General features: G+C 43.4%; 13 protein-coding genes. 12 read left to right on the top strand and 1 reads right to left on the bottom strand.

The annotated features are described in order from the left end of the window. Positions 1-86: 86 nt before the first annotated feature. Positions 87-1,136 (top strand): hypothetical protein, encoded by a 1,050-nt coding sequence (locus tag DYU05_RS13195; protein WP_133300229.1) that lies wholly within the window; start codon positions 87-89, stop codon positions 1,134-1,136. Positions 1,137-1,139: 3 nt separating this feature from the next. Here DYU05_RS13195 and DYU05_RS13190 read toward each other — a convergent pair whose 3' ends face one another. Next, positions 1,140-1,721 carry a TylF/MycF/NovP-related O-methyltransferase gene (locus DYU05_RS13190; protein WP_165852073.1) on the bottom strand — a complete coding sequence of 194 codons (582 nt, stop codon included), beginning with the start codon at positions 1,719-1,721 and terminating at the stop codon, positions 1,140-1,142. A 319-nt stretch (positions 1,722-2,040) separates the two neighbouring features. On the opposite strand from DYU05_RS13190, the gene DYU05_RS13185 reads away from it, so the two are divergent. The 11 genes from DYU05_RS13185 (at position 2,041) to DYU05_RS13140 (ending at position 12,898) form a co-directional block, all read left to right on the top strand. Continuing rightward, complete coding sequence (locus DYU05_RS13185) at positions 2,041-4,275, top strand: heavy metal translocating P-type ATPase (RefSeq protein WP_117383573.1); 2,235 nt, start codon at positions 2,041-2,043, stop codon at positions 4,273-4,275. A gap of 18 nt (positions 4,276-4,293) precedes the next feature. Then, positions 4,294-4,506, top strand: coding sequence for a heavy-metal-associated domain-containing protein (locus DYU05_RS13180; protein WP_117383572.1), 213 nt, complete (start codon positions 4,294-4,296; stop codon positions 4,504-4,506). Between the two features lie 65 nt (positions 4,507-4,571). Beyond that, positions 4,572-5,093, top strand: a complete 522-nt coding sequence (locus DYU05_RS13175) for a helix-turn-helix domain-containing protein (protein WP_235854019.1) — start codon at positions 4,572-4,574, stop codon at positions 5,091-5,093. Between the two features lie 52 nt (positions 5,094-5,145). Next, entirely contained in the window at positions 5,146-5,598 is a 453-nt protein-coding gene (locus DYU05_RS13170; protein WP_117383570.1) for a DUF305 domain-containing protein, read from the top strand. A gap of 68 nt (positions 5,599-5,666) precedes the next feature. Further along, the gene (locus DYU05_RS13165) at positions 5,667-6,059 is read left to right on the top strand and encodes a hypothetical protein (protein ID WP_117383569.1); all 393 of its coding nucleotides are present in this window, start codon (positions 5,667-5,669) and stop codon (positions 6,057-6,059) included. A 72-nt stretch (positions 6,060-6,131) separates the two neighbouring features. Then, positions 6,132-6,632: a DUF3347 domain-containing protein gene (locus DYU05_RS13160; RefSeq protein ID WP_117383568.1), complete on the top strand. Its 501-nt coding sequence runs from the start codon at positions 6,132-6,134 to the stop codon at positions 6,630-6,632. 90 nt (positions 6,633-6,722) lie between these two features. After that, the gene (locus DYU05_RS13155) at positions 6,723-9,272 is read left to right on the top strand and encodes a multicopper oxidase domain-containing protein (RefSeq protein ID WP_235854018.1); all 2,550 of its coding nucleotides are present in this window, start codon (positions 6,723-6,725) and stop codon (positions 9,270-9,272) included. Between the two features lie 12 nt (positions 9,273-9,284). Further along, complete coding sequence (locus DYU05_RS13150) at positions 9,285-11,363, top strand: copper-translocating P-type ATPase (protein WP_117383566.1); 2,079 nt, start codon at positions 9,285-9,287, stop codon at positions 11,361-11,363. A gap of 127 nt (positions 11,364-11,490) precedes the next feature. Further along, a complete protein-coding gene (locus DYU05_RS20915) occupies positions 11,491-11,820 on the top strand; it encodes a hypothetical protein (protein WP_133300228.1) in 330 nt (109 codons plus the stop codon). Positions 11,821-12,161: 341 nt separating this feature from the next. Further along, positions 12,162-12,530, top strand: coding sequence for an HYC_CC_PP family protein (locus DYU05_RS21550; protein WP_449406638.1), 369 nt, complete (start codon positions 12,162-12,164; stop codon positions 12,528-12,530). A 119-nt stretch (positions 12,531-12,649) separates the two neighbouring features. After that, the gene (locus DYU05_RS13140) at positions 12,650-12,898 is read left to right on the top strand and encodes a heavy metal-binding domain-containing protein (protein WP_117383564.1); all 249 of its coding nucleotides are present in this window, start codon (positions 12,650-12,652) and stop codon (positions 12,896-12,898) included. Positions 12,899-12,934: the final 36 nt, after the last annotated feature.

The following is a 12,934-nucleotide window of genomic DNA, read 5'->3' as shown; positions in this document are numbered from 1 at the left end:
GAAACATTTCTGTCCCCGGCACTTAACTTTGATTTACATCGTTAAGGTCTGATATAGTAACTTTCCAAAATTTATATATTAGTAAAATGAGAGGAATAGGTTTTTTTGTACTATCACTTACAATGTTACTAACGTTAAGTTCACTGTCAGACGACCGGAATTTGATCGGTGAGGGACAGCAACCACAAGTAAGTATAGATACCAAAGGGATAATTAGGGTAATATTCGGATCTGCCGATCAGATATTTTGTGTTGCCTCAACAGATCATGGCGTATCGTTCAGCAACCCGGCACTCGTTGCCAAATTACCCGAAATGCACTTAGGTATGGCCAGGGGCCCACAACTGGCAAGTTCAAAAAGCTTTTCTGTGATCACCGCTATGGATAAATTCGGCAATATCCACTGGTATCGCCTTGCTCATGCTACCGGTATTTGGAAGAGCATGGGCATCCTCAACGATCAGCGTGGGTCAGCTCCCGAGGGATTAATGAGTATTGCCGCTGACGATCAGGATCATTTTTATGCGGCATGGCTGGACATCCGCACCGGCAATCATAACCAGATCTATTTTTCATCCTTATCAGGCAGTAATGCCAAATGGATTAAAAATACTATGGCCTACCAATCACCCGACCAGCACGTTTGTGAGTGCTGTAAACCCAGCATAGCAGTGCAGGGTTCTTCGGTTGCTATCATGTTCCGCAACTGGCTGAACGGTTCGCGCGACCTGTATGTAAGCCGTTCGTCCGACATGGGGCGAACCTTCGGGGCAGCGGAAAAGATGGGCATGGATACCTGGAAACTGAACGGCTGCCCGATGGATGGCGGGGGACTGCGGATCAGTCCGGCCAGCGCGGTACAGACAGTATGGCAACGGAAAGGCAATATTTATTATGCAACTCCCGGCAAGCCGGAAACCTATCTGGCCAGGGGAAGGACCTGTAGTATTGCCGGTAACGGACAAAATCCACTGATTACTTATCAAACAGGTGATACGCTGAATGTGATCGCTTTCCCTCAAAAAACACCAAGGATGGTCGGGACCGGCGGCTATGTGAAAGCGGTGCAGTTGAGCGCGACCGGCAATCTTTTCGTATGGGAACAGAACAACCAGATCAGGTTCCGAAAAATTTAAAAACTAAACCTTGCGAAAATAAGCATGGTTATATTGGTTACCCCAAAGACAAACAATTTTTTCCGGTTTATCCGCAAAAAATTCATCATACGCCATTTTAACACCGGGGTTAATATCGAGGCCTTCAACTCCGGTGGAAGCATCAAAATAATCCATCATGATACAAACCGAATTTTTCGGCATACGGGGATAGATGCTTTCAAAACAATGCAGCATCACAGCCTTGTGCTCGATTTTATCACCGCCGAAACCGCAGTCGATGTGCACAAACGCTATTTCAGCGGGCAATTCATCCGGCAGGGTTGTTTTAAAATCCCCCTTATGCACAATCGGCTGTTTTAGCTTCGCCTTGTTAAAATTGGCCTTTAGTTCTTCTTCAACACTTCCCTTGACCTTGAAGGAGGCGAAAAAGCTATCGTAAAGGTGCAATTGCTTATCAGAGGCATTTAACTCGATCACCTTTTGAAAAATGAGCGCACATTGTCCGGTGAAACACCCCAATTCTACCACGTCACCGGGAACCCCGTTAAAAATGACCGAATCCAGCAAGTGGTAATAGTTGATCCGCTGCTCGGGCGTATTCATATCTATATTGGTATCGAGCTGCTTTACCTGGTAGCCCGTTTGCATGAAACGCAGTCCTTTATTAACAAACTCAATTAACGCGGAGCGTTTTTTCTCATTTACGGCGTAAGGTTTTTTAACAAGGAAATAATTGTCCATAACGTAAAGGTTGAAATCGTGTGTTTAGACATTAAGTGATACTATCAACTAATATTCAATAATAGGAAATTATTTCAAGATTTGTTGGAATGAATTATACGGTATTCTGTAAATTTTAGGCAGAATCCTGTAAAATTCAAAACCTGAACCCAGTATAAATTTGTGCTGTTAAACAAAAGACATGGCAGCAATACAATTACAAACTCTTACGTTCCCAGTTACCGGTATGACCTGCGCCGCCTGCGCATCCAGTGTAGAATCGATGATCGGCACCCAAAAGGGCGTTGAAAAGGCCGAGGTGAACTATGCTACGCAATCCGTTAAAGTTGCCTTTCATCCCGAAATTATTCAGGCTTCCGGTTTACAACAATCCGTTCAATCAATCGGCTATGACCTCATCATCGATACAGTTAATGGCAAAGAAAAACAAGCGGAAGCGCAGCAAACTCATTACCGGCAGTTGAAGCGAAATATGACCTGGGCCATTATTTTAACTATTCCAGTGGTACTGATCGGGATGGTCTTTATGGACATGCCTTATGCCAATTATATCATGATGGCATTAACCGCCCCGGTACTTTTTATAGCGGGCAAAAACTTTTTTATCAACGCCTGGAAGCAGGCCAGGCATGGCCGTACGAATATGGATACACTGGTCGCCATGAGTACCGGCATCGCCTTTGTATTCAGCGTATTCAATACTTTGTTCCCTGAGTTCTGGCATCGCCGGGGCTTGCAACCGCATGTTTATTACGAGGCGGCTTCGGTCGTGATCGTTTTTATTATGCTGGGGAAATTATTAGAAGAAAAGGCTAAATCCAATACCTCATCCGCCATTAGAAAACTGATCGGCCTGCAACCAAAAACAGTGTTGCTTATCACTGCAGTAGGTGAAAAAGAAACAGCTATTGCAGATGTGCAGATCGGCGACCGCCTGTTGGTTCGGCCAGGTGAAAAGATCCCGGTTGACGGCATAGTTGATGAAGGTAACTCTTTTGTGGATGAAAGCATGATCACAGGGGAGCCTGTCGCTGTAGAGAAAAAAGCAGGCGATTCTGTTTTTACCGGTACCTTAAACCAAAAGGGAAGTTTCCGGTTTACGGCAGAAAAAGTTGGCGGCGAAACCTTGCTGGCCCAGATCATTCAATTGGTGCAGGATGCGCAAGGCTCTAAGGCACCCGTCCAAAAATTGGTGGATAAGATCGCAGGCATTTTTGTTCCTATCGTCATGCTGATCGCTTTATTAAGCTTGGGTGCCTGGCTGGTATTTGGCGGGCAACATGCCTTAACACAAGGCTTACTGGCGCTGGTTACGGTACTGGTGATTGCCTGTCCCTGTTCTTTGGGTTTGGCTACTCCAACCGCCATTATGGTGGGTATTGGCAAAGGAGCCGAAAACGGCATTTTAATTAAAGATGCGGAAGGATTGGAATTAGGACATAGCGTTAACGCAGTCGTATTGGATAAAACCGGCACGATAACACAGGGGAAGCCCGTAGTTACTGATCTGCTTTGGGCAAAGTCCCTTCCAAATGATCAAGGTCAATTACAGGGATTATTTTTAGCGATGGAACAGCAATCTGAACATCCTTTGGCTGAGGCAATCGTAGCCCACCTTAAACCCTGCAAAAACGTTTCAGTAAAAGTAAATTCTTTTAATAGTTTAACCGGGCGGGGCGTCGAAGCGAATTTCGAGGACCGGCATTACTTTGCCGGAAGCCATAAACTGATCGGGGAAAGAAACATATCCGTACCGGAAGAGTTAAAGGCGCCTGTCAGCACCTATTTAAACCAGGCAAAAACGGTGATTTACTTTGCCGATCAAACGCAAGTATTAGCCATTGCAGCCATAGCCGACCCAATCAAAACAGGCTCAGCAGTAGCCGTAAGCCAGTTAAAAAGACAGGGGATTGCCGTTTATATGTTGACCGGCGATAACGCGCAAACCGCAGCGGCAATTGCCAAAGAAGCGGGGATTGACCATTTTCAGGCCGACACTATGCCATCAGATAAAGCGGACTTTATTAAAAAACTACAGGGTGAAGGTAAAATTGTAGCTATGATCGGTGACGGCATCAATGACAGCCAGGCCTTAGCACAAGCTGACGTAAGTATAGCGATGGGCAAAGGTTCCGATATAGCAATGGACGTAGCCAAGATCACCCTGGTTTCGTCAGACCTTCAACAGGTACCCAAGGCATTAAGGCTTTCCAAACTAACCGTGCGCACGATAAAGCAAAACCTCTTTTGGGCATTTATATATAACCTGATCGGCATACCTATTGCCGCCGGTATATTATATCCCGTCAATGGTTTCTTGCTGAACCCCATGATCGCCGGTGCGGCAATGGCTTTAAGCTCTGTATCGGTGGTCAGTAATAGCCTGCGGCTGAAATTTACAAAACTTAATCTTTAATTATTAAAATCAATAAATATGGAAACTTTAAAATTCAAAACAAATATCAAATGCGGTGGCTGTATTGCAACCGTAACCCCGGCTTTAGATAATCTGGAAGGTATAGCCAAATGGGAAGTAGACACCACCAACCCGGATAAGATACTTACAGTCAAATCGGATAATGGATTAACTGCCAATGACGTTATCAGCGCACTAAAAATCAACGGTTATAACGCTGAGGAAATTTAACCGTATTTTTGTTAAATAAACATATGATCCTGCATATTAAAAATATGGTTTGTGACCGCTGCATCATGGTAGTCAGGCAACAGTTGGAGAACATGGGATTGAACGTTGGTGTGGTCAATTTGGGCAGCGCTGATGTTCAGCCCGGGCCCGACAATGAACAACTGCGCCTGATCTCCTCGCAGTTTAAATTATTGGGCTTTGAGTTGCTTGACAATGAAAAAGACCAGATGGTTGAACGGATAAAGACCCTGATCATTGAAAAGATACATTATACCGACCTTTCAGATACCCACCTGAATTTTTCGCAATACCTGTCTGAGGGGTTGAATAAGGATTATGCCTACCTCAGCCGTATGTTCTCCGATGCGGAAGATACCACCATTGAAAAATTTATTATTCAGCAAAAGATCGAAAAAGTAAAAGAATTGCTGGAATACGGTGAACTGAATTTAAACGAGATCACCTGGAAAATGGGTTACAGCAGCAGTTCACATTTATCCGCGCAATTCAAGGCGATCTCCGGTATAACGCCGAGCCAGTTCAAAGCTTTAAAGCAGGGTGAACGGAAGCCCATCGACAAAATTTAAGCAAAATCAAACAAAAAGTATTTCCCTTTAGTTAAAAACTAAAACGTTAACCATGGAAAAAGGAAACTACAAAACATTTGTTTTGACGCTGTTATGTTCGTTTATCATCATGTATGGCGTGATGTTTTTGAATGTTGACCAGGCAGATCATATCTATCTAAGTATGACCCGGCTTTATATGACGTTAATGATGGTTGCTGCCATGGCCTTATTGATGTTGGCGATGATGCGGATGATGTATAAAAATCGTAAGCTAAATTTGATCATCATTTTATCAAGTACAGCGGTGTTTGTTTTTTCACTCATTGGCGTACGAACTCAGACCTTTGTTGGTGATGTGCAATACATGAAAGGGATGATACCGCATCATTCCATTGCTATTATGACCAGTAAAAACGCAAATATTAGAGATCCGGAAGTAAGAAAACTTGCCGACGGGATAATTGCAGCTCAGGAGAAAGAGATTGCTCAAATGAAAAGAATTTTGGCCCGGATGAATAAATAATGGCTATAAATTTTAAACGGAATTATGTAAAACCTTTTTAGGCAAATTCCTTAAGTTTGTAATTGAAGATGAAGATCAAAGCACTATTACTTTTATTCACATTCCTGCTAAATTCCGCGGTAGGATTGCGTTGTGCGCTTCAGAAAGAAGATGACTGCTGTGAGGAAGTTGCAGAACATCAAGCCAAACTAATTCAACAAGACCAGCCGTCACTTACTGTTGTCGTTCAGGTAGATCCTTGCTGCCAGGATGCGGTTAATAACTTTGCTTCCTTGGCCAAATTGGTGCCTCAACCGGTAAAAGTTTCGGTTTCGGTAGATGCAGTTATTGTTCAGTCCCCCTATTTTTATACATCCATTTCAATCCCCGTTGTGCAAACAGTTCATCGATCCTTAATTGATGAGCGACAGCGGCCTCCTACGCCCGGTATCCGGATCATTATCCAAAGTTTCCAGGTTTGATTTAAATTATTCAATGAATGAGTATGGCTTTGCCATGGCTAAAATTATTGTTTAACATATTATCAGATCATCATGAAAAAGATATTTTTATTAGTTGCCGTAATGGCAACTGTTTCTACTCAATTACTTTTTGCGCAAGACACTAAATCAACTGCGCTAACTCCCTTACTTACTTCTTATTACGACGTCAAAGACGCTTTGATCAAATCAAACAGTGCTGATGCTGCTACCCATGCAGGTGAATTTTTAAAAGCCGTTAAAGGCGTAGATATGAAATCGCTTCCAGCTTCCGACATGACTGTGTTTATGGATTTGCAGGAAAAGCTGGCTTTTGATGCGAGACATATTTCAGAGAGCAGAGATATTGCTCATCAAAGGGAGCATTTTGCTAATTTTTCGGTCAACTTCTTCAAACTGGCCAAAGCTGTAAAATTGACCGGGCAGCCGGTTTATTACGCATATTGCCCGATGAAAAAGAGTTATTGGTTGTCGGCTGAAGCCGGTATCAAAAACCCATATTACGGCAGCCAGATGCTGACCTGCGGGAAGGTTACCGAAACCCTGAATAAATAAATTAACAATTTAAATATTAACGATTTATTACACTAAGGCAGTGTAATAAATCGTGGTTTATTTTATATGAGAAAAATAGTATTCGTAGCGATGATGATCTGTCTAAAGCAAATCACGTTTGCCCAAACCTATATGCAAAATATGGCGGCTATGCAAAAGCAACAGCCGGTCACCTATACTTGCCCCATGCACCCGGAAATTCATGATTCCAAGCCTGGTAACTGCCCCAAGTGCGGGATGAAATTGATTAAAGAAAAACCTAAAGTAGCCCCAAAAAAGTCAGCCGGTATGAAAATTCCGATGAAAGACACCGTTACAAGCAAGAACGATATGGATGCAATGAAAATGGAGGGAATGAAAATGAGTGATGTTAAGGAGTCGACCAATGCTATCAAAAGTGCAAAAGCAAAGTTAGGCCCGATTAAAACACTTATCAATAATGTTCCGCCACGCACTGTTCGTTATGATCTTTACATTGCAGATACCGTTGTCAATTATGGCGGGAAACCAAAAAGAGCTATCGCGGTTAACGGCAGTATTCCCATGCCGACCCTGACTTTTACCGAAGGCGATACCGCCGAGATCTACGTGCATAATAAATTGAAGGAAGAAACATCCCTGCACTGGCACGGACTTTATTTACCCAACCGTTACGATGGCGTACCTAATTTAACACAGATGCCGATCATGCCGGGTGAAACCCATTTATATAAATTCCCAATCAAACAGCATGGAACCCATTGGTATCATAGCCACACTGGTTTGCAGGAACAAATAGGCATGTACGGAGCTTTTATCATGAATAAGCGGAAGGAATGGAATATCCCGACCTTGCCAGTGGTGCTCAGTGAGTGGACAAACATGAACCCCAAAGAGGTTGATCGCAGTTTACACGCGGCATCCGACTGGTTCGCCATACAAAAAGGCACCACACAAAGCTATTTGGAGGCGATCAAATCAGGCCATTTTAAAACCAAAGTAGCGAATGAGTGGAAGCGGATGAACGCGATGGATGTGAGCGATGTTTACTACGATAAGTTCCTGATCAACGGTAAAAACCAAAACGAACAGCCCCAGTATAAAGCCGGGGATAAAGTAAGGCTGCGTATCGCCAATGGCGGCGCTACTACCTACTTCTGGCTCAAATATGCCGGTGGTAAAGTCACTGTGGTGGCAACTGATGGTAATGATGTAGAACCTGTTGAAGTTGATAGGCTGATCATCGCGCCATCCGAAACTTACGATGTGGTAGTAACTATTCCGGATAATAAAAGCTATGAGTTTTTAGTCGCCCCGGAAGATCGAACCAAATCTGCCTCGCTTTGGTTGGGGAAAGGTCAGAAAGTATCCGCCGAAAAAATGCCAAAACTGAAATATTTCGCGGGCATGAAGATGATGAATGAGATGATGGACATGAACGGCAATATGGTACCGATGGAAGGCATGGCGATGCAGAACCAAACAATGGACATGAATACCGTGATGTACCCGGAAATAACCGGTGCGGACAAGTACCAAGCAGATGATAAAAAAACAGCCATGCCGGGTATGCAGATGCCGAATGACAAAAGCATGGCAGGCATGAATATGGCACCTGACAATTCGGATATAGTAACGCTCAATTACGGGATGCTCCGTGACCCTCACAATACTACGCTACCCAAAGGCCCGATGAGGGAATTAAAATTCGATCTAACCGGAAACATGAACCGTTATGTTTGGACACTGGACAACAAAACGGTATCAGAATCGGATAGGATACTAATCAAAAAAGGAGAAAATCTACGAATCATCCTCTACAATAACAGCATGATGCGCCACCCGATGCACCTGCATGGGCACGATTTCAGGGTAATTAATGGGCAGGGTGAAAACGCGCCAATGAAGAACGTTGTCGACATTATGCCGATGGAGCGAGACACCATTGAGTTCAATGCTTCCGAAGTTGGTGGCGACTGGTTTTTCCATTGCCATATTTTATACCACATGATGAGCGGAATGGGTAGGGTATTCAGTTATGAAAACTCGCCTCCAAATCCAGAAATACCCGATCCTAAACTGGCGCGGCGCATGTTGAATCGCGACGATCAAATGCCACATCTGATGGGCAAGATCGGACTGGAAAGCAATGGAAGTGACGGGCAGATCATGTTGGCCAATACCCGCTGGAAAGCCAGCACGATGTGGCATTTAGGCACCGATGCCATGATGGGCTATGAAAGTGAAACCATGATCGGGCGTTATATCGGCCGGATGCAATGGCTGTTTCCTTATGTGGGCTTTGATTACCATTACAAGAAATTTAATCCTGATGAAAAAAATATCTTTGGCAGTGATGCTAAAAATCTTTTCGGCCAAGTAAGCAATAAGGAAAACCGCCACACGGTCGTAGCCGGTTTGGCTTATACACTGCCGATGCTGTTTGTCGCTGATGCCCGTATAGATGGCAATGGCAAACTGCGCTTCCAGTTAGGGAGGGATGATATACCGGTTTCAAGTCGTTTACGCTTTAATATCATGGTCAATACCGATAAGGAATACGCGGCAGGTTTAAGATACATCGTTACTAAATACTTTTCCTTGTCAACGCATTACGATAGCGATATGGGTTTAGGCGGTGGATTAACATTTACTTATTAAAACTTTACAGCTATGAAAAATCAACACGAACATCATACTATGGGAGGGCATAAAATGCCTGCCGGTAAACATGTGGCTCATAACGATGATGTTATGGATCACAGCAAAATAAAACATGGTAGCAATGCGCACATGGGGATGTCGGAGCATGACCACCACGCCGTGATGATCGCTGATTTTAAAAAGCGTTTTTACGTGGTGCTGGCACTAACTATTCCGGTCATGATGTTGTCTATGCAAATTCAGCAATGGCTGCACCTGGACATTAACTTCAGTGGTTCATCCTACCTGCTTTTTGCTTTGGCTTCTGTGGTTTTTGTTTATGGCGGCTGGCCATTTCTAAGCGGCTGGATGAGCGAAATGAAGGCTAAAAATCCAGGTATGATGACCCTGATCGGATTTGCCATCACCGTAGCCTATGCCTACAGCGCGGCCACAGTATTTGGACTAAAGGGCATGGATTTCTTTTGGGAACTGGCTACGCTGATCCTGATCATGCTTTTAGGGCACTGGATAGAAATGCGTTCGGTGATGGGCGCGTCAAATGAACTGGAGCTATTGGTTCAATTGATGCCCGCCGATGCGCACATGGTCATGGGCGATCAAATTCATGATGTAAAAACCGATACCTTAAAGGAGAAAGATGTTATTTTGATAAAGCCGGGAGAAAAAGTTGCGGCCGACGGAATTATACTTGAGGGTGAAAGTTATTTGAATGAATCCATGCTGACCGGGGAATCCAAGTCGGTACAAAAAGTAAAGGGTGATAAAGTTATTGCCGGTTCTATCAACGGCAATGGCTCCTTTAAAGTTACGGTGTCCCATGCGGCCAAAGATTCCTATCTATCGCAGGTGGTTAAACTGGTAGATGATGCGCAAAAGTCAAAATCACAAACGCAGCTATTAGCCGATACTGCAGCCAAATGGCTAACCGTGATCGCCTTGGTAACCGGTATCGGTACTTTTCTTTACTGGTATTTAACCGGCCAAACTTTAGCTTTCGCGATGGAGCGAATGGTGACTGTTATTGTAATTTGCTGTCCCCATGCGTTAGGGCTGGCGGTGCCCTTAGTGGTTGCCAAATCAACTGCGTTGTCGGCGAAACATGGCTTACTGATCAAGAACAGGACGGCATTTGAAAACTCCCGCAAGATCACCACCATTGTGTTCGATAAGACCGGTACGCTTACTGTTGGTAAATTTGAAGTATCAAAGATTGTGCTGTTGGATAAAGGAGTGGACGAAAAAGAGCTTATCCGTTTAGCATCGGCACTTGAACAAAACTCAGAACACCCTATCGCTACCGGTATCTTGCAAAAAGTAAAGGATTTAAAGATCACTATTCCGAAGGCAGAAAACTTTAAAGCCATCACTGGTCAGGGCGTTGAGGCTACGGTAGCAGGTAAAAAAATCAGGGTGGTTAGTCCGGGCTATTTAAAAGAACACAAGTTCACTATGCCGGATGGATTTACTGCCAATGATTCGGAAACGGTCGTATTTGTACTGATCTACAATAAACTGGCCGGATATATCGCTTTATCAGATAAGATCCGTCCCGAATCAGCGGAAGCTATCAAAACCTTAAAAGATGAAAATATCAAATCTATCCTGCTTACAGGGGACAATAATAAAGTAGCCGCCAGCGTGAGTAAAACTTTGGGCATGGATAGTTTTATCGCCGAAGTGCTACCGCATCAGAAGCTGGAGAAGATAAAAGAATTACAGGGAAAAGGTGAATTTGTAGCGATGACCGGCGATGGTGTGAATGATGCGCCTGCACTTGCCCAGGCGGATATTGGAATCGCGGTAGGATCGGGAAGCGATATCGCCGCAGAAACCGCAGGAATTGTTTTGGTGAACAGTAATCCTAAGGATATTGCCAGTTTGATCTTGTTTGGCAAAGCGACTTACCGGAAGATGGTCCAGAACCTGGCATGGGCCACCGGCTATAATGTAATTGCTTTACCATTGGCTGCCGGTGTACTTTACAATCAGGGTATTGTACTAAGCCCCGCAGCAGGTGCAGTTTTAATGACTGTCAGTACCGTTGTCGTAGCGATCAATGCCAGCTTGTTAAAAGTAAAAGTTTAGTACAATAGGATATAAATTTTTAACGGAATTAGATAAATGGTCAATAAGGGTTGCCCCTATATTTACAGAGGAATATTTAAGCAGCCAATGCTGCAATATTTTAAACAATAAGCGTTTTTATAAGAGCATGAAGTCTTTAGCAGTTTTTCTCATTTTGAATATATTGCTTTTATCCTCGTTTTCGGGTATGACAAACATTCGTCATGAAAAAGCATCTTGTTGCGTAGCAAAAACGCAAAAAGATTGTTGTCGTCATCAAAGACATAGTTCTGATGATGATTGTGCCAAAGGAAATTGCAACGCCATGCTTTCCTGCGGAACGTGTGGTTTTATCGTAACTCAGCCAGTATATTTTTCACTTGCAGTTATTGATCTTCATCAGCAATCTACCCATCCTTTTAAAACAGGTGAATTATCAGATTATCACCATAACGGCTGGAACCCGCCGAAAGTTTAATAATTCAATCTGCATATCGGTCGTTGCGTGGCCGCGCTATTCAATTAATTATTAATCTTTAAATTCAAAATCATGAAAAAGTTTCTTTTCATCACCATGGTGATGCTATTGTCTGCTATATCTATTACTTATGCCAATACCCCTTGCTGCAACAGCAAAATAACCTGCTCTAAATGCGCAAAGGGATGCGGGCCAAACTGCAAAGATTATTGCAGTAAAAGCTGTAAGGATTCAGGAGAATGTAAGACTAAGTGTAAGTTATAAGTAAAAAGGTAGCCGTCCCGTAATCGGGGCGGCTCTGCTTACCTGTCTTTAATCAAATAAAAATAGTAATTTCGATTGTGAAACGTACCACACTCATATTTCTAACGGCCATTTATCTTTTATCCCTTGTGGGTATTGGGATAAACCGTTTTTATTGCTGCGGTAAGCTGACTTCGGTTACATTGACCTATGCTTCGGCAGATCACACGGATCAAAATAATTGCTGCAAACACGACACTAAAAGCTTCAAGGTAAAGGATAGCCATGTAACTGCCGCTTCATTTGTTTTTAGTGAACTTTCCGCGGCAATTATACCAGCACCCGCTAATTGGACTTTGGCTACTTTCGCTACCGAACAAGTTGATCATACCAACTATCAAGCAAATCCCCCACCAGGTGAACCTGATATACCGATCTATACCTTAAACTGCACCTACAGGATCTGACCTGTTTCTCTTAGCCCGTACTTTCTGTACCCGGCTATCATTCTTTCGTAATCCATCTTAATTCATAACCATGCATAGGTTTTGCCTATGCTATTTATCCATTTTCAAATTTTAACCACATGAAAAAAGTAATGCTGATGGCTATTGCCATTCTGTTTTCTGTCGCGACCGCTTTTGCTGCACATTCAGGCAATCCAGTTTCTGACACTACCAAAACTAAAAAAGTAAAACCTGTTGCAAAAGTACAATACACCTGTACCATGCACCCGGAAGTAATTAGTGACAAACCCGGCAAATGCCCGAAATGTGGTATGACGCTGGTTAAAAAGACCAACAAAAAGAAACCAGCAGAAAAAATGAAAATGTAATTCATTCAACCCTCCGCCAACAAGCGGAGGGCTGAT

Origin of the sequence: Mucilaginibacter terrenus, from assembly GCF_003432065.1 — a bacterium.
Classification (GTDB): Bacteria; Bacteroidota; Bacteroidia; order Sphingobacteriales; family Sphingobacteriaceae; genus Mucilaginibacter; species Mucilaginibacter terrenus.
This window is presented reverse-complemented; position numbering and strand designations above follow the sequence as displayed.